At 69.5% G+C, this 24,888-nt stretch carries 19 protein-coding genes and 2 tRNA genes; 10 read left to right on the top strand and 11 right to left on the bottom strand.

Annotated features, from left to right (window positions below; all coding sequences use genetic code 11):
• Positions 1-66: 66 nt before the first annotated feature.
• Positions 67-140, bottom strand: a tRNA-Met gene (locus ACWDUM_RS16875).
• 272 nt (positions 141-412) lie between these two features.
• Positions 413-489, bottom strand: a tRNA-Met gene (locus ACWDUM_RS16870).
• A 502-nt stretch (positions 490-991) separates the two neighbouring features.
• Here ACWDUM_RS16870 and ACWDUM_RS16865 point away from each other — a divergent pair.
• On the top strand, positions 992-1,570 hold the full coding sequence (locus ACWDUM_RS16865; protein WP_450134850.1) for a transglycosylase family protein: 579 nt from the start codon (positions 992-994) through the stop codon (positions 1,568-1,570).
• A 76-nt stretch (positions 1,571-1,646) separates the two neighbouring features.
• Here ACWDUM_RS16865 and ACWDUM_RS16860 read toward each other — a convergent pair whose 3' ends face one another.
• Positions 1,647-4,625, bottom strand: coding sequence for a UPF0182 family protein (locus ACWDUM_RS16860; protein ID WP_450134849.1), 2,979 nt, complete (start codon positions 4,623-4,625; stop codon positions 1,647-1,649).
• Positions 4,626-4,783: 158 nt separating this feature from the next.
• Here ACWDUM_RS16860 and ACWDUM_RS16855 point away from each other — a divergent pair, with 158 nt between their 5' ends.
• Complete coding sequence (locus ACWDUM_RS16855; RefSeq protein ID WP_450115765.1) at positions 4,784-5,404, top strand: PPA1309 family protein; 621 nt, start codon at positions 4,784-4,786, stop codon at positions 5,402-5,404.
• 104 nt (positions 5,405-5,508) lie between these two features.
• Here ACWDUM_RS16855 and ACWDUM_RS16850 read toward each other — a convergent pair whose 3' ends face one another.
• Positions 5,509-6,531, bottom strand: a complete 1,023-nt coding sequence (locus ACWDUM_RS16850; protein ID WP_450134848.1) for a YlbL family protein — start codon at positions 6,529-6,531, stop codon at positions 5,509-5,511.
• A 146-nt stretch (positions 6,532-6,677) separates the two neighbouring features.
• Between ACWDUM_RS16850 and ACWDUM_RS16845 the strand changes: the two genes are divergently transcribed.
• The 3 genes from ACWDUM_RS16845 to ACWDUM_RS16835 all read left to right on the top strand — a co-directional run bounded on the left by ACWDUM_RS16845 (position 6,678) and on the right by ACWDUM_RS16835 (position 10,379).
• On the top strand, positions 6,678-8,060 hold the full coding sequence (locus ACWDUM_RS16845; protein WP_450134847.1) for a zinc-dependent metalloprotease: 1,383 nt from the start codon (positions 6,678-6,680) through the stop codon (positions 8,058-8,060).
• A 98-nt stretch (positions 8,061-8,158) separates the two neighbouring features.
• On the top strand, positions 8,159-9,016 hold the full coding sequence (locus ACWDUM_RS16840) for a hypothetical protein (protein WP_450134846.1): 858 nt from the start codon (positions 8,159-8,161) through the stop codon (positions 9,014-9,016).
• A gap of 22 nt (positions 9,017-9,038) precedes the next feature.
• Complete coding sequence (locus ACWDUM_RS16835; protein WP_450115769.1) at positions 9,039-10,379, top strand: ABC1 kinase family protein; 1,341 nt, start codon at positions 9,039-9,041, stop codon at positions 10,377-10,379.
• 14 nt (positions 10,380-10,393) lie between these two features.
• Here the strand turns inward: ACWDUM_RS16835 and ACWDUM_RS16830 are convergent, their stop codons facing one another.
• Positions 10,394-11,011, bottom strand: coding sequence for a TetR/AcrR family transcriptional regulator (locus tag ACWDUM_RS16830; RefSeq protein ID WP_450134845.1), 618 nt, complete (start codon positions 11,009-11,011; stop codon positions 10,394-10,396).
• 171 nt (positions 11,012-11,182) lie between these two features.
• Between ACWDUM_RS16830 and ACWDUM_RS16825 the strand changes: the two genes are divergently transcribed.
• Together ACWDUM_RS16825 and ACWDUM_RS16820 are read left to right on the top strand one after the other, a co-directional pair.
• Positions 11,183-12,355: an aromatic ring-hydroxylating oxygenase subunit alpha gene (locus ACWDUM_RS16825; protein ID WP_450134844.1), complete on the top strand. Its 1,173-nt coding sequence runs from the start codon at positions 11,183-11,185 to the stop codon at positions 12,353-12,355.
• Positions 12,356-12,391: 36 nt separating this feature from the next.
• Positions 12,392-12,910 carry a nitroreductase family deazaflavin-dependent oxidoreductase gene (locus ACWDUM_RS16820; RefSeq protein WP_450134843.1) on the top strand — a complete coding sequence of 173 codons (519 nt, stop codon included), beginning with the start codon at positions 12,392-12,394 and terminating at the stop codon, positions 12,908-12,910.
• Between the two features lie 53 nt (positions 12,911-12,963).
• On the opposite strand, the gene ACWDUM_RS16815 is transcribed toward ACWDUM_RS16820, so the two are convergent.
• Both ACWDUM_RS16815 and ACWDUM_RS16810 read right to left on the bottom strand, forming a co-directional pair.
• Positions 12,964-13,965 (bottom strand): HAD family hydrolase, encoded by a 1,002-nt coding sequence (locus ACWDUM_RS16815; RefSeq protein WP_450134842.1) that lies wholly within the window; start codon positions 13,963-13,965, stop codon positions 12,964-12,966.
• Positions 13,966-13,978: 13 nt separating this feature from the next.
• Complete coding sequence (locus ACWDUM_RS16810) at positions 13,979-16,336, bottom strand: arylsulfatase (protein WP_450134841.1); 2,358 nt, start codon at positions 16,334-16,336, stop codon at positions 13,979-13,981.
• Positions 16,337-16,509: 173 nt separating this feature from the next.
• Here ACWDUM_RS16810 and ACWDUM_RS16805 point away from each other — a divergent pair, with 173 nt between their 5' ends.
• Complete coding sequence (locus tag ACWDUM_RS16805) at positions 16,510-17,448, top strand: exodeoxyribonuclease III (protein WP_450134840.1); 939 nt, start codon at positions 16,510-16,512, stop codon at positions 17,446-17,448.
• A gap of 66 nt (positions 17,449-17,514) precedes the next feature.
• Here ACWDUM_RS16805 and ACWDUM_RS16800 read toward each other — a convergent pair whose 3' ends face one another.
• The gene (locus ACWDUM_RS16800; RefSeq protein ID WP_450115775.1) at positions 17,515-17,808 is read right to left on the bottom strand and encodes a WhiB family transcriptional regulator; all 294 of its coding nucleotides are present in this window, start codon (positions 17,806-17,808) and stop codon (positions 17,515-17,517) included.
• Between the two features lie 500 nt (positions 17,809-18,308).
• A complete protein-coding gene (locus ACWDUM_RS16795) occupies positions 18,309-20,498 on the bottom strand; it encodes an ATP-dependent DNA helicase UvrD2 (protein ID WP_450134839.1) in 2,190 nt (729 codons plus the stop codon).
• 132 nt (positions 20,499-20,630) lie between these two features.
• Here ACWDUM_RS16795 and ACWDUM_RS16790 point away from each other — a divergent pair, with 132 nt between their 5' ends.
• Positions 20,631-20,888, top strand: a complete 258-nt coding sequence (locus ACWDUM_RS16790; protein ID WP_450115777.1) for a mycoredoxin — start codon at positions 20,631-20,633, stop codon at positions 20,886-20,888.
• A 125-nt stretch (positions 20,889-21,013) separates the two neighbouring features.
• Here the strand turns inward: ACWDUM_RS16790 and nudC are convergent, their stop codons facing one another.
• On the bottom strand, positions 21,014-21,895 hold the full coding sequence (gene nudC / locus ACWDUM_RS16785) for an NAD(+) diphosphatase (RefSeq protein WP_450135192.1): 882 nt from the start codon (positions 21,893-21,895) through the stop codon (positions 21,014-21,016).
• Between the two features lie 261 nt (positions 21,896-22,156).
• On the opposite strand from nudC, the gene ACWDUM_RS16780 reads away from it, so the two are divergent.
• Entirely contained in the window at positions 22,157-23,446 is a 1,290-nt protein-coding gene (locus ACWDUM_RS16780) for an MFS transporter (RefSeq protein ID WP_450134838.1), read from the top strand.
• A gap of 181 nt (positions 23,447-23,627) precedes the next feature.
• Here ACWDUM_RS16780 and ACWDUM_RS16775 read toward each other — a convergent pair whose 3' ends face one another.
• On the bottom strand, positions 23,628-24,689 hold the full coding sequence (locus ACWDUM_RS16775; RefSeq protein WP_450115779.1) for a potassium channel family protein: 1,062 nt from the start codon (positions 24,687-24,689) through the stop codon (positions 23,628-23,630).
• Positions 24,690-24,888 lie beyond the last annotated feature (199 nt).

Raw genomic sequence — 24,888 nt, 5'->3', positions numbered from 1 at the left:
GACGATCCGGGGAAACGCGAATACGACGAAGGCCCCGGTACCTGAGTACCGGGGCCTTCGTCTTCGTAGCGGGGACAGGATTTGAACCTGCGACCTCTGGGTTATGAGCCCAGCGAGCTACCGAGCTGCTCCACCCCGCGCTGCACTGACCACTGTACACGACTTCCGGAGCACTTCTGACCACCCCTCCCCGATGGTTGCCGATGTCACATCGAGCCACCCGAAACAGCCCGACGCGGCATCGGAGATGACGCGAAGGAGTGCGCCGCCGGCGGGCCCCGCGGCCGGCGGGCCAGACCCCGGAGCGGACCAACGCTCGAAGCCGACAATGCCCGGAAACGCCGACGGCCGGAAACAACGATGGCCGGAAACGACGAAGGACCCGGTACCTGGGTACCGGGTCCTTCGTTCTTGGTAGCGGGGACAGGATTTGAACCTGCGACCTCTGGGTTATGAGCCCAGCGAGCTACCGAGCTGCTCCACCCCGCGCTGCATGAACGAAGTTACACGAACGGAAGAACCGAACACAAATCGCCTGCACAACCGGGGAAACCGGCCGCCGATCGCGCCTCCGCGCCACCGACGCGCGCCCGGCGCCGCGGAAACCTGTGGCGCACTTCACCGAAATTCGGTGATCCCCACCACATTACGACGGGATAACGGAGCTGCCCGCGAGACGCAACGCGCCGGGATGACCTGGCGAAAGCCGCGTTACATCGGCGACTTGCGTTGCGGCAGGCCGAAGTTCGACGGAGATGACCCACAGCAATTTGTTGGCTAGCGTCGATCCCGGCCCGAAACCACCGGGCCCAGCCGACCCGCCGCTGCTCGACCTGCCCCGCGGGATCGGAACCCCCAAACCTTCGAGGGGCAGGGACGGGCGTGCCAGTGACGACGCCGGGCGACGAACAGCAGTCTGTCCGCCACGGCCACACCGGCACCGATCGCACCACGCGGCCCCGTCGGCAAGCGCGGAGAGGATTCACCCCGCATGACCATCCGTAAGACAACCACGCGCACGCTCGGCGCTGTCGCCGCGACCGCCGCCCTCGCCGCGGCCCCGATGGCCCTGAGCACCGCCACCGCCTCCGCCGCCGCCTACAACTGGGACGGCGTGGCGCAGTGCGAGAGCGGCGGCAACTGGGCGACCAACACCGGCAACGGCTACTACGGCGGCCTGCAGTTCTCGCAGAGCACCTGGGCCGCGAACGGCGGCAGCGGCTCCCCGCACACCGCCTCCAAGGCCGAGCAGATCCGCGTCGCGGAGAACGTCCTCGCGACCCAGGGCGCCGGCGCGTGGCCGCACTGCGGTCAGTACCTGACGGCCGCCGAGCCCGAGCCGGCTCCCGAGCCCGAGCCCGCCCCCGTGCCTGCCGTCGACCTGCCCGCCTCGGTTCCGCCGGTCGCGACCGTGCCGGCCCTGCCCGAGAACCTCCCGGCCCCCAGCGCCGACCAGGTGCAGCAGGCCACCGACGCCGCTGTCGCCACCGCCGACCAGTACGGATACGGCGACCAGCTGCGTGAGCTGATCGCCGCCAACAGCATCTACCTGGCCGGCATCACCCGCTGAGCCGAGCACACGAAAAAGGGCGCCCCGCCGATCGAATTCGATCGGCGGGGCGCCCTTTTCGCCGGTTCCGGCCCGACTACTTCGGCAGGCTCTGGTAGTCGGTGACCGCCTTCTGCAGCCGGTCGAGCGCCGCACCGTAGGCGCCGAAGTCGCCACTCTGCTGGCTCGACCGCACTGCGGCGAGCGCGGCGTCGAGCTCGGCAACCGCGGCATCCCGATTGATGGTTCCACCCGGCTGCGGCGCCGGCGGCTGGGTCGTCTGCTCCGGCGCCGGGACCACCGGTGCGGGCGTGTTACCGGTCGACTGCTGCTCGGTGACCGTTCCGCCGGGAGCCGTTGCGGCGCTGCCCGTTCCGATCTCGAACACCTGGTTCAGGGCATCGGCCAGGGTGGCCGAGTACCCCACCCGCACTCGACCGGTCGGCCCGGGCTCCTGGTAGCTGACCAGAACCCTGGTCAGCTGCGGGAACGTCGCGTTGTTCGCGCCGCTGCGCTCGGTGAACATCGGCTCCACGTACAGGATCCCGCCGTCCGCGATCGGCAACGTCAGCTGGTTGCCGAACTGGATCTTGTTGGTGCGCTCGAGGAGTGCCTTCTCCGAGCCGACTCGGGCGTCGGAGATCATCGAGTTCTGCGCCTGCGCCGGACCCTGTGTCTGCTTGTCCCGCGGCAACTGCAGCACGGTGATCTTGCCGTAGTTCTCCGGGTCCGAGTCCGCCGCGATGTACGCGGACAGGAAGTCGCGGCGGAAACCGACCATCGGGCTGGTCAACCGGAACACCGGCTTGCCGGTTCCCTCCTGACCGACGAGCACGTAGTACGGGGGTTCGTTGAGCTTCGAGCCCTCGACCGTCGGCTCGTTCGGCACCGACCAGAAGGCGTTGTTGGTGAAGAACTCGCCCGGATCGTCGACGTGGTACTTCGCGAGCATCTCCCGCTGCACCTTGAACAGGTCCTCCGGGTAGCGGAAGTGCGAACGCAGGTCGTCGTTGATCGCGCTCTTCGGCTGGACCGTGTCCGGGAACACACCCATCCACGCCTTGAGCACCGGATCCTGGTCGTCGACCTGGTACAGCGTCACCGTGCCGTCGTACGCGTCGACGGTCGCCTTCACCGAGTTGCGAATGTAGGAGACCTCCTTGCGCGGCAACGGCCGACCGGTCGTCTGGTCGATGCTGTCCTCGACCATCCCCTCGAGCGAGCTGCGCTGCGCGTACGGGTAGTTGTCGAGGGTGGTGTACCCGTCGACGATCCAGACGATCCGGCCGCCGACCGCCGCCGGGTACGGATCACCGTCGGTCGTCAGCCACGGCGCGACGTTCTCCACGCGCGTCTTCGGGTCCCGGTTGTAGATGATCTTCGAGTCGGAGCCGATCACGCTGGAGAACAGGATGTTGCGCTCGGCGTACTTCGCCGCGAACGTCAACCGGTTGAACCAGTTCCCGATCGGGACGCCGCCCTGCCCGGTGTAGGTGTACTTCGAGGTGTCGGTGTCGTACTCACGGGCAGCCGAGCCGTCGCCGCTGCCGACGATCGCGTAGTCGGCGTCACCCTGGGCGATCACCTCACCGAAGTAGACGCGCGGCTGATCGACCTTGATGACCTGCGTCCCCTGCTGCTGGGACGCGATGTCGCTCACGGTGTAGATCGGGTAGCCCGCGTTGTTGGACGTGTCCTGCGTCGGGTCGAGCACCGGGGCGGTGACCCTGTTGGCGGGCGCCGCGACCAGACCGTCACCGTGGGTGTACACGGTGTGCTTGTTGATCCAGTCGGTCTGGTTGCCCTGCAGGTTGTTCGGCGACAGCTCGCGCGCCGCGACCACGTAGTCCCGCTTCTCGCCGCCCAGGTCATAGCGGTCGATGTCGAGAGTGGGCGGGAACCCGTAGAAGTTCTGCCGCTGCTGCTGCTGGGTGAACGTCGGCGAGAGGACGTTGGGATCGAGCAGTCGGGCGTTCGCGATCGTGGTGACGTCGGCCGGCACGTCCTGCGGGGCCTTCGTGCCGTCACCGGAGTACGGCTGATACGTCACCTTGTCGTCGGAGATCCCGTACGCCTGCCGGGTCGCCGCGATGTTGCGCTCGATGTACTCGCGCTCCTTGACCGCGGCGTTCGGCTTGACCGAGAACTGCTCGACCAGCAGCGGATAGACCGCGCCGACCAGGATCGACGAGAGCACGAGCAGCGCGGTGGCGAGCGCCGGAATCCGCATGTCCCGCAGGAAGATCGCCGCGAAGAACGTGATAGCGCAGATGATGGCGATGGCCATCAGGATGAGCTTCGCGAGCAGCACCGCGTTGATATCGGTGTAACCGGCGCCGGTGAACGTCGGTTCCTTCCGACTGCTCGACAGCAGCGAGTAGCGGTCGAGCCAGTACGCGACGGCCTTGAGCAGGACGAAGGTGCCCGCAAGGACCGCCAACTGGATGCGCGCCGCCTTGGTCAGGGCTCCCTCGTGCCCGGTCAGCCGCAGACCACCGAAGATGTAGTGCGTCACCAGGTTCGCGAAGAACGCGATCAGCACCGCGACGAACAGCCAGTTCAGGACCAACCGGTAGAACGGCAGATCGAACGCGTAGAACCCGACGTCGAGGTTGAACTGCGGGTCATGCTGCCCGAAGTCGCCGCCGTGCATGAACATCTGCACCGCAACCCAACTGGACTGCGCGACCAGCCCGGCCAGCACGCCGATCACGACCGGCACGACCACGCCGAACAGCTTGAGCCTGCTCATCACGGTCGTCCGGTACCGGGCGATCGGGTCGTTGGGCCCCGCGGCCGGTACGAACACCGGACGGGACCGGTACGCGAGCAGCAACGCGCCGAACACGGCACCGCCGACGAGGAGGGCGACGGCGAGGAACAGCAGGATCCGGGTGACGAGGACCTTCGTGAAGACGCCTCGGAACCCGACCTCGCCGAACCACAGCCAGCTCGCGTACGTGTCGATCAGCCTCGGCCCGATCAGCAGCAGTACGGCCACAACAAGCGCCAGTACCAACAACACTCGGCTCCGTCTGGACAACGAAGGTAATCCGGTGGGGGGCCGCATGCCCACGTGTCACGCTCCCGTGGTCGGGCGGCACGACGAGCGGGCCGCAGGGTGTTTTGTCCCACTCTACGTGGGTTACCGATGTGACCACCGGCGTCGTCCGGGTTGTCCGGGTGCGTCGTCCGGGTTGTCCGGCTGCGTCGTCCGGGTGCGAGGATGAACAGGTGAGCGACTTCGACGGCACATCCCACCCGGACCCGATCTCCGACGACGCCCTGCCGCGGTGCGTTCAGGAGGTCGCAGGCCACGTCGAGCCCGACGGCTGGGGGCAGCCACCGCGGATGTTCGCACTCGTCCCGACGGCGGCGATCGCCGTGGCCGAACCGCATCTGATCGACCAGCTCGAAGCCGGGTCCGAGCTGACGCCCATCGAACAGCATCCACTTCCCGACGACCTGCACGGCGGAGCCGCCGCGCTCGAGGAGTACCTAGGCACCACCAGCTGGTCGCACGGGGTGGCCGGATGCCTGCTCGTCCAGGAGATCCTGGTGCTGCCCCCGACCGCCGAGGTGGAGCTGGACTCCGCCGTCTCGGTGGCCCTGTCCGGTGACAACGCCGCCGACGACGTCATCCGCGCGGCAGCGGGCTCGCATCCCGACCGCCGTGCGGCGAGGCTGTTCGCCGCGGTCCTGCGGGACGGCCGGTCCGAGTGCGCGATCGCGCTGGCGCCCGACGAGGACGACGACCCGTTCGCCGAGCCGGAACTGCGCACCGGGGACAACCTGGCCCCCGGACTGGTCCACGCGCTGCACGCGACCTTCGAGGCCACCGACGACGACTGGTGACCCCTGTCCCCCGCCACCCGGCCCCCACCCTTCCGACCGAATGTGGGATTCGGTCGGTCTGACTGACCGAATCCCACATTCGGTCGATCAGCGGGAGCGGTCGGTCAGCAGGACGGGGCGTCGCCGCCGGAGTTCAGCGACTCGAGCGCGTCGACCGCGCCGGTGAGGTTGTCGACCTTCACAAGTCGCAGCCCGTCCGGAACCCGCTGCTTGGCCTCGTCGCAGTTCTTCGCCGGTACCAGGAACGTGGTCGCGCCGGCTTCCCGGGCCGCGATCAGCTTGTACGGAATGCCGCCGATCGGGCCGACGTCACCGTCCGAGTCGATGGTGCCGGTGCCTGCGACGAACCCGCCGCCGTTGAGTTCGCCCGGCGACAGCTTGTCGATCACGGCGAGCGTGAACATCAGCCCGGCCGACGGGCCGCCGATCTCGGCGAGGTTGAAGTCGACGGTGAACGGCACGTCGGGCTTCTCGGTGGGGGTGATCCCCAGATAGCCCACGTCGTCGTGTCCGGGCCGGGCGCCGAGCGTGACCGGCACCGTCACCTGACCGCCGTCGCGTTCGACGACGATCGTCGCGACGGTTCCCGGCGCGAGGTCCGCCACGGAGCGCTGCACCTCACCCACGGTCCGGACCGGCGTCCCGTTGATGCTCACGATGCGGTCACCGGTGCGCAGCAGGTCGTGGGACGGACCGTCGGCGGAGACGTCGGTGACCTCCAGCGCGACCGGCTTGTTCAGGAAGTGCAGTGCGGCCAGTTCCGCGGATTCCTCGGACTGGGCGAAGTCGGCGGCGTTCTCCTCCTGCACCTGGTCACGGCTGCGGTCGGCCGGGTACACCTCCTCGCGGGGCACGAGGCCGTAGCGGCCGCTGAGCCAGAACCCGAAAGCGTCGAACACGGTCAGCCCGTCGCGCACGGACACCGTCGTCATGTTCAGGTTCCCGGTCGTCGGATCCAGTTCGGTGCCCTCGATGTCGACGACCTGCTTGCCCTCGACCTCCCCGAGCGTGTTGAAGGTCGGACCGGGTCCGAGCGCCACGAACGGCACCTGCACGACCGTCCCGAGCCCGAGCAACGCCACGACCGGCACCAGCGCAGCAACCAGGGTGAGCATCCGTCGATTCACTCGGCCCAGCGTAGAGGTCGGCGGTCGGCGGCCGCCGTTGCACCGGCCGCACGCGGGCCGGTTTCTCCGTGTTCTCGGTCCGCGTGTTCGCGCTCGGCGTGATTTCCGCTGCCACCGACGCGCGCACGGCCTTGTACCGTTGACGTATGAGCAATCCGCCGTTTGGCTTCTCGAACTCCGACGACGACCCCGACCGCGACAAGAACGCAGGCGGCGGTCCGACGGGGCCGGGCGGGATGCCGTTCGGCTTCAACGCCGAGGGCTTCGACCCCGCCGCGCTCGGTCAGATGCTGACCCAGTTCGGGCAGATGCTCAGCGGCATGGGCAGCGCGATGGGCACCGGCGGCCAGTCCGGTCCGGTGAACTACGACGTGGCGAAGAAGCTGGCGCTGCAGCAGATCGGTTCCGTCACCCCGGTGTCGTCCGGGTCCGCGTCCGCGATCGCCGACGCCGCGCACCTCGCCGAGCTGTGGCTCGACGGCGCGACGCAGCTGCCCGCCGGCGCCACCCGGACCGTGGCCTGGACGCCGGTCGACTGGCTGGAGAACACCATCGACACCTGGAAGCGGCTGTGTGACCCGGTCGCCGAGCAGGTGTCGGGTATGTGGGTGTCCGGACTGCCGGAGGAGGCCCGGCAGATGGCCGGACCGATGCTCGGCATGATCGGCCAGATGGGTGGCCTCGCGTTCGGCTCTCAGCTCGGGCAGGCCCTCGGGCAGCTCGCGTCCGAGGTGCTGACCTCCACCGACATCGGGCTTCCCCTCGGTCCGAACGGGGTGGCCGCGCTGCTGTCTGCGGCCGTGGAGAAGTTCAGTGAGGGCCTCGAGCAACCGGACCGCGAGGTCCTGGTGTTCCTGGCCGCCCGCGAGGCCGCGCACCAGCGGCTGTACGTGCACGTGCCGTGGCTGCGGCAGCGCCTGCTCGCCACCGTCGAGGAGTACGCGCGCGGCATCAAGATGGACTTCTCGGCGATCGAGGAGGCGGCACAGGGTCTCGACCCGAGCGCGCTGAGCGACCCGTCGAAGCTCGAGGAGTTGCTGCAGCAGGGCACGTTCGAGCCGCAGACGACGCCGGAGCAGAAGCAGGCGCTGGAGCGCCTGGAGACGCTGCTCGCCCTGATCGAGGGCTGGGTCGAGGTCGTGGTCGCGCAGGCTCTCGGCGAGCGACTGCCCGGGGTGGCGGCGCTGAGCGAGACCCTGCGCCGCCGTCGCGCGACGGGCGGCCCGGCGGAACAGACGTTCGCCACCCTGGTCGGACTCGAACTGCGCCCCCGCAAGGTCCGCGAGGCGGCGCAGTTGTGGCGACAGCTCACCGACGCCTCCGGCGCCGAGGGCCGCGACGGGGTGTGGGCGCACCCGGACCTGCTTCCGGACTCGAGCGACCTGGACAGCCCGGCCGGATTCGTCGACCGGGTGGTCGGCGGTGGATCCAGCACGTTCGACGATCCGATCGCCCAGCTCGAAGCGCTGCAGGCCCGCGAACGCGAGGAGCGCGGCGAGACCGGCGAACCCGACTCCCCGAGCAACTAGCGGATAGGGACGAAACCGCAGGTCCACGGGGTTGCCACCCTGTGGACAACCCGCCGCGGGGCACCTCCGCGGCGGGTGCGTGCTGGCACGCTGCCCGCATGACCCGCCTCGCCACCACCCCGCTCGACGGGCCGCGCCTGGACCCCCGCACCCCGGTCCTGACCCGGCCGAGCGGCACCCTTCAACTCGGCTGGAACCCGGAGACCGCGCTGCTGCTGCGGCCGCCCGCCGGCGTCACCGCCGCCGCGCTCGCCGACCTGCTGCGACTGCTCGACGGGCACCACAGCCGCGCCGAGATCGTCTGGCAGGCCAACCGTGTGGGCGTCGACAGCGACGACATCGGGCAGATCCTGTCCGAGCTCGCCCGGGTGGGCGCCTTGCTGCCGTTCCGCCGGAAGCCGACGGTGCGCAGCGTGCACCTGCACGGCCGCGGCCCGCTCGCGGACGGTCTCACGACCGCGCTCGGTGACGGCCGCGTCCGGATCGGACGGTCGGTCCCGGACCGTGCCGGGGTCGGCCCGCCGACGGACGGCATCGACTGCGTGGTGCTCACCGACGACCTCGTTCCGGATCCGCAGACCGTCGCCGACCTGATGGCGGCGGGCACCGCGCACCTTCCGGTTCGGCTGCGGGACGGACGCGGGGTCGTCGGGCCGCTGGTGGTGCCGGGCCGCACCAGCTGCCTGCGCTGCGCCGACCTGACCCGCACCGGCCTGGACGCCGAGTGGCCGCACCTGGCGGCGCAGCTGCTCGGGCGGGTCGGGACCGCCACCCCGGACGCCGTGCTCGCGACCGTCGCGCTGGCCGTGAGCGAACTCACCGCGCTGATCGACGGCGACCCGAGTCGCCCTCCCGCCAGCCTCGACGCCACCCTCGAACTCGACCTTCGGTCGCCGCGGCTGGTACGTCGACCGTGGCCGACACACCCGGACTGCGGCTGCTCACCTGAGGTGTAGGCGAAGGCGGCGATCGTCCGCCATGATTGAGGGCGTGCCCGACATTCCCCGCCGCAGCTCAGCCCGCACCGCCAAACTCGCGAGCATCCCGCTGGGGATCGCGGGGCGTGCGGCCGTCGGCTTCGGTCGCAAGCTCGCCGGCGGCGACCGGGACGAGATCGACGCGAAGCTGACCCAGCAGGCGGCCGAACAGTTGTTCACGGTGCTCGGCGAGCTCAAGGGCGGCGCGATGAAGCTCGGCCAGGCGCTGAGCGTGATGGAGGCGGCGGTCCCGGAGGAGTTCGCCGAGCCGTACCGGGACGCGCTGACGAAGCTGCAGGCGGAGGCGCCGCCACTGCCCGCCCGCAAGGTGCACCGCGTCCTCGACGCGCAGCTCGGCACCCGGTGGCGGGAACGATTCGCCAGTTTCGACGACGCCCCGACCGCGTCGGCGAGCATCGGGCAGGTGCACCGGGCGGTGTGGTCGGACGGTCGTGACGTGGCGGTGAAGGTCCAGTACCCCGGCGCCGACGAGGCACTGCGGGCCGACCTTAAGACGCTGTCCCGGATGGCGGGCATGTTCACCGCGGTGATGCCGGGCGCCGACATCAAGCCGGTGCTCGACGAACTCAGCGCTCGCACCGAGGACGAACTGGACTACCGGATCGAGGCGAACAATCAGCGCGCGTTCGCCGCCGAGTTCGCCGGCGACCCGCAGTTCGCGATCCCGAAGGTGGTGGCCAGCTCCCCGAAGGTGGTGATCACCGAGTGGATGGACGCGACGCCGCTGTCGACGGTCATCAGCAGCGGCACGGCCGAGCAGCGCAACATCGCCGGTGCGCGGCTGGCCGAGTTCCACTTCGCCTCCCCCGCCCGCGTCGAGCTGCTGCACGGCGACCCTCACCCGGGCAACTTCATGCTGTGCGACGACGGCCGCCTCGGCGTCCTCGACTTCGGTGCCTGTGCCCCGATGCCCGGCGGACTTCCCCCAGTCCTCGGCAGGATGGTCCGGCTCGCCCTCGAGGAACGGTTCGACGAGCTGACGGAGTTGTTGCGCGGCAACGGTTTCGTGCTTCCCGGTCGCAATGTCACCGAGGCCGAGATCGCGAACTACCTGCGCCCCTTCACCGACCCGATCCACACCGAGTCGTTCCACTTCACCCGGTCGTGGCTGCAGCGCGCGGCAGGCACCGCGACCGACTTCTCGTCGGAACACTTCCGGACCGCCCGCGCGCTGAACATGCCGCCCGAGTACGTGATGATCTTCCGGGTGCTGTTGGGGTCGGTCGGCATCTGCGCCCAGCTCGACGCCGAGGCCCCTTACATGGGGATCCTGACGCGGTGGCTGCCCGGCTTCACCGAGGACGTGCGGCGAGCCGAGTAACACCCGGGGTCCGGTCAGTGCGCGCCGGCCTGTGACCGGATTCGATCCACCGCAGGGGCGACCCACTTCCTCAGGTAGAGCCGCAGTTCGTCGCCGCTGCGGGGTGGACGACCGGGATCGATGACGAACGACTGCACGATGCGGAGCATGTGCTCGACCAGTTCGTCGAGGTTCGCACCGGCCAGACCGGCCTCGGCCCAGTCGACGGCGAACCGTTCGAGGATCGACCGGCCGAACGCCAGCGCGGTGTCCGAGGTGACGCCCGCAGAGAAGGCACTGGCCCGTCCGGGCGCGAGCACCATGTTCAGGTACTTCTCCTCGGGTATCTGTTCGAGGGTGTAGGCGATGCCCTCCACGACGGCCTCCGCGGGGTCGCGGATCCCACCGAGATGCGTGGCGAGGATGTCGAGGAACGGGCCGGCCTGGGCGATCGCGGTGGCGCCGAGCAGTGCCTCCGTGGTCGGGAAGTACCGGTAGACGGTCTGCCGGGTGACACCGAGGTCCCGGGCCACCTCCGTGATGCTGATGTCACCGCCGGAGCGGTCCACGGCGCGGCGGGCCGCGGCGAGGATGCGGGCGATCGCCTCGTCGTCGTCGGCGGGGGTGGCGCCCGACCAGCCGTGTGTGCGCATCGGCCCGTCATCCCTCCTGCCCAGCGAAGTTGTCGGTCGAACCCTACCCGTGCGCGATCACGCCGGGTGGACCTCGGGCGGCGGCGCGGATCCACCGAAACCAGGCCATACAAACATGCCCTGTTGTATGGTCTCGACACTGCGGCCGACCGGCGCGGGAAAGGACAGACGATGACCACACAGCCCGACACCCGACACACCGACACGGTGGACGACCTCACCCGGCGCGCGCTCCGGCATGTGCTGGACGGCACGACCGACATGGCGGACTCACCGCTGCGCGTGCCGCTGCACTACTACCGGGACCCGAAGATCACCGAGGTCGAGGAGGCGCAGATCCTGCGGCGCACCCCGCTGGCCATCGTGCCCAGCGCGCAGGTCGGGCAACCGAACGACTACGTCGTGCGCAGCGTGCTCGGCGACTCGCTGCTGGTCACCCGGGACGGCGCAGGCACGACGCACGTCTTCCTCAACTACTGCCGGCACCGCGGCGCGATGCCCGCCTGCGGGTCCGGCAACACCACCCGGTTCACCTGCCCGTACCACGCCTGGACCTACAAGAACACCGGGAACCTGGTTGGCGTACCGGGCAAGGAGGGCTTCACCGGCATGGACCGCGCCGACTACGGACTGGTGGAACTCCCGAGCCAGGAGAGGCACGGATTCGTCTGGGCGGTCCTGAACGCGGACGAATCCATCGACGTGGACGCACATCTCGGCCCCCTCGGGCCGGAACTGGCCCGGTTCGACTACCGGTCCTACGGCTACCACGACGAGCGCGAATTCGAGTCGGACGTCAGCTGGAAGGGTGCGCTCGAGGCGTTCGCCGAGAGCTACCACTTCCCGTTCGTCCACTCCGAGAGCGTGATCGGCCAGAACACCGTCGCCAACACCTCGATTCACGACGCGTTCGGCAGGCACCACCGAATGGGCTTCCCGTTCAACTGGATTGCCGACCTGGACACCAATCCAGAGGGTTCGTGGGACCCGTCGGCGAACATGGGCGTGATCTACTGGATCTACCCCAATCTCATCCTCGCGAACAGCCCGGTCGGCGTCGAGATCCTCGACATGCTTCCCGCCGGATCCCCGACGCGGTGCACCCTTCGCCACAGCTGGATGGCCCGTATCCCCGCGACCACCGACGAACAACGCGACCTGTACGACACCGTCTTCGCCCAGGTGCACGGCGCGGTCCGCGACGAGGACTTCGCGATGCTGCCGCAGTGCGGCGAGGGGGTGCGGCGCGGCCAGCACGACCACATGATCATCGGCCGCAACGAGATCGGCGTACAGCACATGATCAAGACCTTCGCCGCCGAACTCGGCGTGGCGCTCGGGTGACGACGCCGGCACGCGACACGCGAAGGAGCTGACACCATGACCGGACGGACCGCAGGCGCGACACCGCCCCGACCAGGGCAACTCGATTCCCCCCTACTGCCGAGAATCTTCAAGTACGTCGGCCGGTCCCAGGTCTGGCTCTACCGCCGCACCGGTGGACGCATCGGGGGAAAGTGGCGCTTCGGTGCCGGATTCCACAAACCCGTCCCGACGCTGCTGCTCGAGCACCGGGGCCGCAAGTCCGGCACGGTGTACACCACCCCGCTGCTCTACATCGAGGACGGACCGGACATCGTCGTGGTCGCATCGCAGGGCGGCTTGCCGAAACATCCGCAGTGGTACCGGAACCTGTGCACGAACCCGGACACGCGCATCCAGGTGGGCAGTCGGCGCCGCGAGGTCACCGCCGCCACAGCCGATCCCGGGCAGCGGGCCCGGCTGTGGCCGATCCTCGTCGACGCCTACGCCGACTTCGACACCTACCAGTCGTGGACCGAGCGGGAGATTCCGGTGGTTCTGCTGCGACCGCGCTCCCCTGCCGAGCGGTCCCGGTGACGGCGTCGGTCGACCTCCGGTTCTCCGGTGGCGGTCTCCGGTTGTCGCTGCGCCTACCCTCGTCGGTCGAACACGGTCGCCCAGTCGTCCTTGATGCTGACGGCGGTCCAGTCCCTGGTGCCTGCGAGGTCGATCGCCTGTTCGGCGCCTTCCCGGTAGTCGAACTCACGGGTGGCGTCGTCGTGGACCACCAGCAGTTGCAGCGAGGGCCGGTCCGGCTGCTCGGAGAACTGCAGCATCGGGATGTCGCCGTTGCTGTTCCCGGCCGCCAGCAGGGGCCGTCGGCCGACGCGGCTCCAGATCCGGATCGGCTTCTCGGGACCGTCGACCAGCACGTCCAACTCGGGTTGGTGGATCAGCGCGCCGCCAGGGCCGTCGCCGCTCCAGGTCAGTGAGGCGCTGCTTCCGATGACCCGTTGGCGGGGCACCCCGTACACGTCCTGACTGATCGGCCGCATGAAGTCGCGGCCGCCGCCGGAGACGATGTAGTTGCGGAACCCGTTGGCGTCGAGGTAGCCGAGCAACTCGATCATCGGCGAGTAGCCGCACGTCAGGTAGGTACGGCCGAGGGTGGGATGGTCGGTGGTGCGGAGGAATCGGTCGGCCTGGGTTTCGAAGTCCTCCACCGTGATGTCGGCGAACGCCGTCAGTACCCCGACGGCGAACACCTTCACCCCGCTGTCGTCGCCGCGGTAGTGGTCGGTCAGGACACCGGTCAGCCAGCCGTAGTCGCGGGTGCAGGCGGCCTGCCAGGGCTGGCGGGTACGCAGCGACGGATCCTGCTCTGCCATGGCGACGAGACGACGCAGGATGAAGTCGAGCTGGATGGGCATCGGCTTCTCGCACCACAGGGTGCCGTCGTTGTCGAAGACCGCGATCCGCTCCTCGATCGGGACCGTGGAATCCCCCTCGGCCGTCACGGATCGGACGAAGCCGAGGATGGCCCGTTTGGTGGCCCCCTCCCGCCAACTCGGGAGCGGATCTCCGCTCCCGAGTCGGCGGGACTCCCCCTGCGTCGAGCCCGCAGCGGGTGCGGCCGGCGCCGCATCCGTCATTGTGACGCCCCCGTCATTCACGGGAGAGCATCGCGACCGCCTCGCGTTCGAGGTCGACGTACGGTTCGCCGCTGACGTCGATCGCCACCCGGTCCAGGGTCCCGCCGGTGAACGCCCACGGTGCGGTGCCCGGGTAGTCGTCGGTGACCGTCTCCCCGGTGCTGCGCCCCACCGTGAGACCCTCGCCGGCGATGCCGAACTTTCCGGGCTGGGTCCGGATCCGGCCCTCGCCGACCTGGCGGTCGCCGTAGTAGAGGCGCAGCACCCCGTGAGCCGTGCCGGGCGGGTCCTCGCCCTCCTTGTCGAACGACGCGGCCAAGACCAGTTTCTCCCCGGTCGGCAGGTCCTCGGTCGCACTGATGCGCTGCTCCTCGCTGCCGAGGAAGTTGTACACGTAGTGCAGCCGGTTGTCCTTGACGTACAGGGCATGCCCGCCGAACCGGCTGCCGTGCGAGAGCAGCACCCCGGCAGCTCCCGGTCCGGGCAGATCGACCAGGGCCCCGATCGAGTAGGACCGGTTGCGGATGTTGACCGCGACCGACTCGGGCACCTCGGCACCCCCGCCCCGATACACGTAGCGGTTCCGGGGCGCCGCGAGCTGCGGACGCGGGGTGGTGAGAATCTCGACGGCCGAGCGGTCGTCGAGCGGGAACGCCCGGTTGGCGCCTGCCTCGTGGAACCACAGGCCGACGAGTTCGGCGAGCTTGCCGGGCTCCTCGGCGGCGAGGTCGCGCAGCTCGGCCCGATCCACGTCGGTGTGGTACACCTCCCAGGTGTCGTCGGGGAAATGACTCCACCCGCTGATCGCCGGATGGGTGGTGACGGCCTTCCACCCGTCGTGCCAGATCCCCCGGGTGCCGAGCATCGAATAGAACTGGGTGTGCTTCGCCGTCGGGATGGTCTTCGCGTCGAAGCTGTAGCGCATGCTCACACCCTGCAACGGATGCTGCGTGTAACCCTTGATCGCGTCGGGCAATTCGAGGCCGAGACAGTCCAGCACGGTCGGCACCAGGTCGATGGCGTGGTGGTACTGGTCTCGGGTCTCACCGCGGGCGGCGATGTTCGCCGGCCACGAGATGATGCACGGATCGCAGGTACCGCCGTTGAACGAGTATCGCTTCCACATCTTGAACGGGGTGTTGAACGCCATCGCCCACCCGTTCGGGTAGTGGTTGTAGGTCTTGGTGCCGCCCAGCTCGTCCAGCTTCGCGAGGTTCTCGGCCAGGTCGTCGGGCACACCGTTGGCGATCTTGTTCTCGTTGACCGAGCCGTTGGGACCGCCCTCACCGCTGGCACCGTTGTCGGCGACCAGCATGATCAGCGTGTCGTCGAGCTGGCCGATCTCCTCGAGATAGTCCAGCATTCGACCGATCTGGTCGTCGCAATGCGACAGGAAACCGGCATACACCTCGGCCATCCGGGCGAACAGCCGCTGCTCGTCGGCGGACAGGGTGTCCCAGGGCCGCGTGTAGTCCAACGGGGGGAACGGCTGCCCGTCGGGACCGGTCCGTGCGTCGGGGGTGCCGATCGGGTTCAGCGGCGGCAACTCGGTGTTCTCCGGGACCAGACCCAGTTCCTTCTGCCTGGCGAGGGTGCGCTCGCGGATCGCCTCGTATCCCTCGTCGAACCTGCCGCGATACCGGTCCGCCCACTCCTGCGGAACATGGTGTGGGGCATGGGCGCAGCCGGGGGCGTAGTACAGGAACACCGGCCGGTCCGGCGCGATCGCCTTGACGTCGTCGATGTACTCGATGGCCTTGTCGGTGATGTCGACGCTGAAGTGGTAGCCCTGCTCCGGGGTGGCAGGCTGCTCGACGGTGTGGTTGTCGTGCACGAGGTTCGGGTACCACTGGTTGGTCTCGGCACCGAGGAAGCCGTAGAAGCGGTCGAAGCCGCGGCCGGTCGGCCAGTGCCGTTTGCTGGACGCCATGTTCATCTCGTCCTCGGCGCACAGATGCCACTTGCCGACCATCGCGGTGCTGAAACCGTGATCGACCAGGATCTCGGCGAGGGTGGCGCATTCGGGTGGGATGTGACCGTTCGCGCCGGGGAAGCCAACAGCTGCCTCGCTGATGCACGCCATACCGTTGGTGGTGTGATTACGGCCCGTCATCAGGCAGGATCGGGTCGGTGAGCACAGGGCGGTGGTGTGCCACTGGCCGTACCGCAGCCCGTTCGCCGCGATCCGATCGATGTTCGGTGTCTCGATCGGGCCGCCGTAGCAGCCCAGGGCACCGAACCCGACGTCGTCGAGAACGATGTAGAGCACGTTCGGCACACCTGGCGGGGCCTTCGGCTGCTCGTACGGTCCCCAGTCCGGGACCGAGTCACGAATGTCGAGATTGACGACGCCTCGGAATGGTTTGGCCATGATGTCGGCTCCTCATCGGGGTCCCCTCTTCCAGCCAAGCACGATCGGTCCGACGATCGCTAGAGTCGACACGAGACCGGTATTCGCGAACCCGGACACGCAATTCCGGGTCGACACACCGCGCAGCCGCCATCCGGGTGACCGCCTGGCGCGGCTGCATACACTGGGCGACCGTGCGGATCGCGACCTTCAACATCAACGGAATCCGGGCCGCGCAGCGTCGCGGTTTCGAGGAGTGGCTGGCCGAGCGGGAACCCGACGTGGTCGCGTTGCAGGAGGTGCGCGCACGCGCGGCGGCGATTCCCCCCGGAGTCTTCGGTTCCTGTCACCTCGCCTACGACGAGGGCATGCTGGCCGGACGCAATGGCGTCGCGATCCTGACACGGCACGCTCCCGTCGCGGTGCGGACGTGGAGCGGCACGGCCCTGGTACGGGCACCCGGCGAAGTCCACACCGACACGACCGAACTCGACCCGGTACCGCTGGCCCGGGGACTACGGGAGTTCGCCCCGCAGGGCCGGTACGTCGAGGTCGACCTCGCCGACGCGCCGATCACCGTCGCGTCGCTGTACCTCCCGAAGGGGGGTCTGCCCGCGCATCTCCAGAAACCGGGGCGGATGCGGGAGGCACCGGACGGCGGTGCGCGTTACGAACGCAAGATGCGTTTTCTCGACGGGTTCGCGCGCCAGCTGACGCGCTCGCGTCTGGACGCGCGTGCCCGCGGCCGGGAACTGCTGCTGATGGGTGATCTCAACATCGCGCACACCCGCCACGACGTGCGGAACTGGCGGCGCAGCAACCAGGCCGAGGGATTCCTCCCCGAGGAACGCGAGTGGTTCGGCTCCATCCTGTCGCCCCGCACGCTGGTCGACGTCGTCCGCAGCCACCATCCCGACACCGACGGCCCGTACTCGTGGTGGTCGTGGCTGGGGCAGTCGTTCGCCAACGACACGGGGTGGCGTATCGACTACCACCTCGCGACGCCTGGGCTCGCGCGGGCGGCCGTCGCCGCGGGCACCGACCGTGAGCCGAGCGCCGACCGCCGGATGAGTGACCACGCACCGGTCGTCGTCGACTACCAGCTCGATTCGCTCGGCCCCACCCCCGGCTGAAGGGCACCGTCGTGCGCCTGAAGCGTACTGAGGTGCCCTTCGGCCGAACGGCGGTGCGGCGCCGCCTCAGGCGCAGACGGCGACCTTGCGGGGACGGCCGCGGGGGCGCTTGCGGGCGATCACGACGCCGTGGTCGAGGATCTCTCCGCCCCACACGCCCCACGGCTCGGCGCGGTCGAGGGCCGCGCTCAGGCAGCGCGCCCGAACCGGGCACTGTGCGCAGAGGGACTTGGCCGTTTCCAGTTCTGCGGGGGTCTCCCCGAACCAGAGGTCGGGATTGTCGGCACGGCAAGGCAATTCGCGCTGCACCGGCCCGGTGATGGTGGGTTCGGTGATGGTGCGGACTGTCGCGGTGGACACGTCGTGCTCCTTACGGACTCGTCGATGGGTTCGGGGTGCGAACCGGTGACCTGTCCTGGAGCGTCGTCCCCTTCTGGGGAGGTACTCGAAAACACGAATGGCCACGGTCCGCTGGGGCGTCCGTGGCCGGGGAGGAGATTGCTACCGAGTGTGGTCTCGGTGTGCGATCCGGGGCACGGACGACAGGGCTGCTGCATGTGTGCGACGGCGGACGACGCGCTTCGGCGCCTCCGCCCACATGGCGGCGGGCAAGTGAGCGGCGCCGCCGACAAGAACGGACGACGCGTATCCCTGCGCGCTGCTGTTCCGATCGATCATGGTTCCGATCACCTCCCTCTCCTGTGTGCGACCGCTGTCGTTCGTGCGACAACTGTCGTCCTGCGATCCCGTCGATGCGCGAGCATCGCAGGCCGGCCGTGACGGCAGGCCGAAAGCCCGCAACGTCGAAAACCAGGGTAAGCGGTACCGCCGGAACCGCACAACCCATTTTTGACCTGCGGTTATGCGCCCTCGATGAGGGTCGGCTGCGCGACGGAGAGCGGATCCTCCCCGCGCACCACCGCCAGGACGTCGGCGCCGAACCGTTCCAGTTTCTTCGCGCCGATCCCCGGGATCGCGACCAGAGCACGGTCGTCATTGGGCTGTTGCTCGGCGATCGCGGTGAGGGTGGTGTCACTGAAGACGACGTACGCGGGCACCTTCAGTTCCTTCGCCTTCTCCAGCCGCCACGTCTTGAGTGAGGCGAACAACGCGGCGTCGATGTTCGACGGGCAGGTCTCACAGCGGCCGAGCATCGTCGCAGCCGTGCCGAGGAGTTGTTTTCCGCAGACCCGGCAGCGGGGCCGCTTCTTCTGCGCGACGGGTGCCGCGATCCGGGAGGCCGGCGAATCCTCCGGAACGAGGTCGTACAGGAACCTCGACCGGCGGCGTGAGCGGCGTCCACCCGCCGTTCGGGACAACGCCCACGACAGCTGCAGGTGCTCGCGGGCACGGGTGACCCCGACGTACAGCAGCCGGCGCTCCTCCTCGACCGCCGCCTCGTCGGGCGGAGTCGACTTGTCGCCCAACGCATGCTGGATCGGCAGAGTGCCGTCGGTGAGCCCGACCAGGAACACCGCGTCCCATTCGAGACCCTTCGCGGCGTGCAACGACGCCAGCGTCACGCCCTGGACGGTCGGAGGGTGCCGGGACTCGGCGCGGGCGGCGAGGTCGCGTAGCAGCCCGGCCAGGTCGAGGTCGGGCTGGTGAACGAGCAGCTCCTCCGTCAACGTGACGAGCGCGGTGAGCGACGACCACTTCTCCCGGGCCTGCGCACCGGCGGGCTCGGTGTCGGTCAGGCCCATCGGCACGAGCACGGCCCGCACCAGTGTCACCAGAGCCTGGCCGCGGTCCGCGCCGTCCGGCAGGTCCTCGCGGGATGCGGTCTGCCGCAACGCGCCGACGGCCTGCCGGACCTCCGGCCGGGTGAAGAACCCCTCGCCACCTCGGACCTGGAACGGGATGCCGAGTTCGGTCAGCGCCTGCTCGTGCGCCTCCGACTGCGCATTGATCCGGTACAGCACCGCGATCTCCGCGGCGGGCACTCCGGAGTCGATCAGCTTCTTCACCGACCGCGCGACCGCCGCGGCCTCCGCGGGCTCGTCGTCGAACTCGGCGAACGTCGGCGCCGGGCCGGGCGGGCGCTGGCCGATCAGTTGCAGCCGGGTGCCTGCGATCCGCCCGCGTGCGGCCCCGATGACCTGGTTCGCCAGCGACACCACCTCGGGCGTGGACCGGTAGTCGCGTTCGAGACGGACGACCGTCGCGTCCGGGAACCGCCTGGAGAAGTCCAGCAGGTAGCGCGGCGATGCTCCGGTGAACGAGTAGATGGTCTGGTTGGCGTCGCCGACGACGGTCAGGTCGTCGCGTTCGCCGAGCCAGGCGTCGAGGACCCGCTGCTGCAGCGGCGTGACGTCCTGGTACTCGTCGACGACGAAGCAGCGGTAGCGGTCCCGGAACTCCTGCGCCACCGCGGTGTGTTCCTCGAGAGCGCCCGCGGTGTGCAGGAGGAGGTCGTCGAAGTCGAGGAGCATCGTGTCGCCGCGGACCTTGAGCGACTCGTACGCGGCGTACACGTCGGCCACCTTCGCCGCGTCGGCCGGGGGCTCGCGGCGCATCCGGGTCGCGGCGGCCGGGTAGTCCTCCGGCGCGACCAGCGACGCCTTCGACCACTCGATCTCCCCGGCCAGGTCCCGCACGCTCTCGGTGTTGGTCGGCAATCCCACACGGTTCGCCGCCTGCGCGACGATCGCGAACTTGCGGTCCACCAGCTCCCACTGGGTGTCGCCGATCACCTGCGGCCAGAAGTACCGCAACTGCCGCAGCGCCGCGGCGTGGAAGGTACGGGCCTGCACCTGGTTGGCGCCCTCGCCGATACCGAGGGTGCGCAGCCGGCCACGCATCTCGCCCGCGGCTCGCGCGGTGAACGTCACGGCGAGGACCTGACCGGCCGCGACGTGACCGTCCGCGACCAGCCGGGCGATCCGGTGCGTGATGGTGCGGGTCTTGCCGGTGCCCGCACCCGCGAGGACGCAGACGGGACCGCGCGGCGCGAGGACGGCGGCGGATTGCTGCGGGTCCAGGCCCTCGACGTTGTCACCGGTGACGTTGTCTCGGGAATCCTGGGCGCGCGCTGACATGGACTCCATCATGACAGGGCGGTCCGACAGCCTGATGCGCCTGCGCCGCATGTGAGTGTTTTTCACCCTCGTTGGGGTGAAGATCACTCACCGGCGGCGACGCGGCACGGAACAATTCGCCGCGACCGTGGTGTTATATGCCGCGTGACCGCAACCGAGACCGCCCCCGCCCTGACCATGTACTCGACCACCTGGTGCGGGTACTGCCGCCGGCTCAAGAAGCAGCTGGACGAGAACGGCATCAGCTACGTCGAGATCGACATCGAGGACGATCCCGCCTCGGCCGAGTTCGTCGGCAGCGTCAACGGCGGCAACCACGTCGTCCCGACCGTGAAGTTCGCGGACGGCAGCACGGCCACCAACCCCAGCCTCGCCGAGGTGAAGAAGGTCCTCGGCGTCTGAGCCGGACCGCACGACGGCCGCCCCCCGGGCGGAGGCGGCCGTCGCCGTGTGTGCGCGGCGCAGGCGGAGCCGTCTATTTCGCCGCGCCGGCGGAGCCGGCTACTTGGCCGCGCCGGCGGAGCCGGCTACTTGGCCCACGCCTCGAGCATGCCGCGGGCGATGGAGACCGAGCCGGGGACCAGTAGCGGCGCCTCCGCGGGCGACGACCAGTCCCCCAGCGCGAGCGCGTCGCGCACCTCGTCGCGACCGAACCAGCGGGCCTCCGCGATCTCCCCGTCGGCGAAGATCAGCGGCGCATCGGGATCCGCAACCGCCGAGAAGCCGATCATCACCGACCGCGGGAACGGCCACGGCTGACTACCGAGGTACCGGATGTCGTGAACCGTCACCCCGACCTCCTCCGCGATTTCCCGCGCCACACACGACTCCAGCGATTCCCCGGCCTCCACGAACCCGGCCAGCACCGAGAACCGCCGCTCGGGCCAGGTTCCGTTGCGCGCCAGCAGCACCCGATCGGCGCCGTCGTGCACCAGGCAGATCACGGCCGGGTCGGTGCGCGGGAACTCCTCGTGGCCGGTGCTGCTGCTGAGCCGTGACCAGCCGGCCATCGTCGGCGTGGTCGTCGCCCCGTCGATTGCGCTGAATCCGGCGGCGGCGTGCCAGTTCAGCACCGCGACCGCGGTGGTCAGCAGGCCCGCACTGGAATCGTCGAGCCGGTGCCCGATCATGCGGAGGTCGGCGAGTTCGCCGATCATCGCAGGCACCCGCACCGCCCACAGGTGACGGCCCTCGCGTCGGCCGAGGAACACCGCGCCCGAGACGGGTTCGTCACCGAGCGAGATGGCCGGTTCGAGCACCAGGTCCGTTCCGTCGACACGCGCCTGTCCGCGATGGTTGATCCGCAACACCAGCGCCTCCGCCCATCCGGCGCGCAACGCGTCGGTGTCGGAACGCAATTCCTCCGCCCGATCGAGCGCCGAGCGCGACAGCAACGGGACCTCGGTCATCACGAAATCAGCCACGCACCCACATTAGGTGGACACGGCGCGGACGTCGGCAGCAGGCGCGTGGAGAGGCGGTGGCGAGCAGCGGAACCGCGCGTCGCCCCCGGGCGGATTTCCGTCGCCGACGTTGCGGTCGAACTCGCCGCCGGTGGCATGCGCGAACGTTCCGTTAGACTCGGCGGGTTGCTTCAGGGTTCGGCACGGCGGGAGGCAGGGACGCCGCGCGTGGTTTCTCCATGGAGAAAACCGTCCGAAAAGGTGCGGATGACCCACAACTCGAACCCTTCCCACTTCCGTGCCATGCACGATCTCGTCGGAACCGCGTACTTCCCGATATCGGCGTTGGCTCGACTGCCGCTGTCGATGCTGGTCATGGGTGTTCTCACCTATGTCGTCGCGTCGTCGTCCGATTTCGCCGCGGCCGGCATCGCCGCGGCCGCAACGGGCGTCGGTGTCGCTGTCGGCGCACCACTGTCCGGGGTGGCATCCGATCGCTGGGGCCAACGGCTGACCCTCCTCGTCGCGACCGTGGCCTATGCGGCGGCCGTCATCGCAGTGCTCGCCACCGGGGCAACCGGCGACGATGCTCACACCGTGTCACCGCCTCTGCTCGTCGCGGCGGTCGCCGCCGGCATCGTGGTGCCGCAGTGTGGTCCGATGACCCGAGTGCGCTGGATCCGGGGGCTGTCCGAACGCGGTTCGGAGCGGGCCGTGGCGGAAGCGCAGGGCTACGAAGGCACGATCGACGAACTCGGATTCGTCCTCGGTCCCGCGGCCGTTGGCATCATCGCCTCGATTTTCGGCCCCGCAGCACCGCTCTATGTGATCGTCGCGCTCACCGCGATCGTGGTCCCCTGGTTTGCGCTGCACCCCAGCGCCGACTTCGCGGCTCCCGTGACGAGGAGCGGCCCGACCGCCGATCGGGAACTCGGCGACCATCCGGTCCCGGTGCCGTGGAGCCTGGTTGCGGTTCTCCTCGCCGGCATGGTGGGTGTCGGAACGATTTTCGGCTCGCTGGCCACCACGACCGCGGTCTTCGCCGACGAGACCGGGCATCCGGGGAGCGGCGGGCTCATCTATGCGGCACTCGGATTGACGTCCGGCGCAGCTGCATTGAGCGTGTCTCGGTGGAGTCATCGTCTGACCGCGTCGGCGCGGTGGCTTGCGTGTGCCGTCGTGCTGGTCCCTGCGCTGGCCTTGCTGTGGCTGCCGGGTGTTCCGTGGCAGATGGCGGTCGTCCTGCTGCTGATCGGCGCCCCGATCGGCCCGATCCTCGTGACGCTGTTCAAGGTTGCGGGCGACCGGACACCCGCGCGGCGGCTCGGCTTCGTCATGACCCTGCTCAGCGCCGGCATCACCCTGGGCACCGCGGTCGGCAACTGGTTCGGTGGGGAGGTCGCCGGCTCGGGTGGCCATTCGGCCGCGATCTCGGTGGCGGTCGGGGCGGGCCTGGCGGTGCTCGCGTGCGCCGTGGTGTTCGCGACCGGTCGGTTCATGTCGGAGAAGCGCCCCGTGCCACCTGCGCCACAGGGAATTCTCGAACCGTTGGGCTGACCCGAACCCGGCCCTGCGCACCGACGTTCACCGAACGGCGGGCGCCCGGACCGTCTGCCTCGACTCGATCCGACACCGCCGGGCCCATTTTCAGGTCATCCCGGCGGTCTCCCACCATCGAGGCAGACAACTGCCGATGGGCCGGAACCGGCGCGCGGTGCTCGGGTACGCGCGACCGGGATCAGACGCGGCGAATGTAGAGGAGTCGGTCGGTCGCCTCGACCGCGTCCACCTCGGGCGCGCCGACCCGCACGAGGTGCCCGTCGCGCACCACGGCGAGGACGATGTCGGACAGGTGCCGCGGCGAGCCGCCGACCTCGTCGGGTTCGACCTCCCGTTCGGCAATGGCGAACCCGGCCTCCGGGGTGAGCAGGTCCTCGATCATCTCCACGACCGTCGGGGTCGTCCGCGCGATGCCGAGCAGGCGGCCCGCGGTCTCGGAGGAGACCACCACCGAGTCGGCGCCGGACTGCCGCAGCAGGTGCGCGTTGTCGGTCTCCCGGATCGCGGCGACGATCTTCGCCTTCGGACCGACCTCGCGCGCGGTCAACGTCACGAGTACCGCGGTGTCGTCGCGGTTCGCCGCGACGATCACCGACGCCGCGTTCTGCACGCCGGCGAGGCGCAGCACGTCCGACTTGGTGGCGTCGCCGAGCACGGTCACCAGGCCGAGCCCGGCCGCCGTGTCCAGCACCACCTGGTCGGTGTCCACGACCACGATGTCGGACGGCTTGATGCCGTCACCGAGCATCGCGTCGACCGCGGTCCGACCCTTCGTGCCGTAGCCGACGACGACGGTGTGATTGCGCATGCTCTGCCTCCAACGCTGAATCTTGTATGCCTGTCGCGACCGTTCGGTGAGCGCCGCCAAGGTCGTGCTGATCAGGATGATCAGGAACAGCACCCGCAGTGGGGTGATGAGGAGGACGTTGGTCAGCCGCGCGCTCGGGGACAGTGGCGTCACGTCACCGTATCCGGTGGTCGACAGCGAGACCGTCGCGTAGTAGATGCAGTCGAGCAGCGACAGCGGGTTCTCCTGCGCGTCCTTGTACCCGTCGCGGTCGATGTACACGACGGCGACGGCGAGTGCCAGCACCGCAGCGGCCATCATCAGGCGCCGGAAGATCAGCTGGGAGGGACTGCGCACCGCCTCCGGGATCCGCAACACACCGACCAGCGCGTAGTCGGGCCGCTCGGTGAGGTTCTCCTGGACGCGCAGTCGCTGGCGCAACTTACCGGCCATGGTTGGTACTCCAGTTCGCATACATCGGCAGGGAGCCTAACCCTCGCCACCGGCGGATCGCGCGCGGCCACGCGGTCAGTCTTCCGACCCGCCCGCGCCCGCGCCCGGGCCCCGCACCCGACTCCGCGACCACACGGCCCTCATCTCCCCGGCCACGACACCGTCACCTCCCCAGCCCTGGCGTGTTCCACCGCGGTGG

It is taken from the genome of Rhodococcus sp. NPDC003322 (genome assembly GCF_053589555.1).
The sequence above is the reverse complement of the archived record's forward strand: the minus strand, read 5'-3'. Positions and strand labels throughout refer to the sequence as shown.

Excerpts from the sequence above, each read along its gene's own strand:
- ACWDUM_RS16865 (WP_450134850.1), top strand. The coding sequence starts at position 992 with ATGACCATCCGTAAGACAACCACGCGCACGCTCGGCGCTGTCGCCGCG.
- ACWDUM_RS16845 (WP_450134847.1), top strand. The coding sequence starts at position 6,678 with ATGAGCAATCCGCCGTTTGGCTTCTCGAACTCCGACGACGACCCCGAC.
- ACWDUM_RS16840 (WP_450134846.1), top strand. The coding sequence starts at position 8,159 with ATGACCCGCCTCGCCACCACCCCGCTCGACGGGCCGCGCCTGGACCCC.
- ACWDUM_RS16835 (WP_450115769.1), top strand. The coding sequence starts at position 9,039 with ATGATTGAGGGCGTGCCCGACATTCCCCGCCGCAGCTCAGCCCGCACC.
- ACWDUM_RS16830 (WP_450134845.1), bottom strand. The coding sequence starts at position 11,011 with ATGCGCACACACGGCTGGTCGGGCGCCACCCCCGCCGACGACGACGAG.
- ACWDUM_RS16825 (WP_450134844.1), top strand. The coding sequence starts at position 11,183 with ATGACCACACAGCCCGACACCCGACACACCGACACGGTGGACGACCTC.
- ACWDUM_RS16820 (WP_450134843.1), top strand. The coding sequence starts at position 12,392 with ATGACCGGACGGACCGCAGGCGCGACACCGCCCCGACCAGGGCAACTC.
- ACWDUM_RS16815 (WP_450134842.1), bottom strand. The coding sequence starts at position 13,965 with ATGACGGATGCGGCGCCGGCCGCACCCGCTGCGGGCTCGACGCAGGGG.
- ACWDUM_RS16810 (WP_450134841.1), bottom strand. The coding sequence starts at position 16,336 with ATGGCCAAACCATTCCGAGGCGTCGTCAATCTCGACATTCGTGACTCG.
- ACWDUM_RS16795 (WP_450134839.1), bottom strand. The coding sequence starts at position 20,498 with ATGATGGAGTCCATGTCAGCGCGCGCCCAGGATTCCCGAGACAACGTC.
- nudC (WP_450135192.1), bottom strand. The coding sequence starts at position 21,895 with ATGACCGAGGTCCCGTTGCTGTCGCGCTCGGCGCTCGATCGGGCGGAG.
- ACWDUM_RS16780 (WP_450134838.1), top strand. The coding sequence starts at position 22,157 with ATGACCCACAACTCGAACCCTTCCCACTTCCGTGCCATGCACGATCTC.
- ACWDUM_RS16775 (WP_450115779.1), bottom strand. The coding sequence starts at position 24,689 with ATGGCCGGTAAGTTGCGCCAGCGACTGCGCGTCCAGGAGAACCTCACC.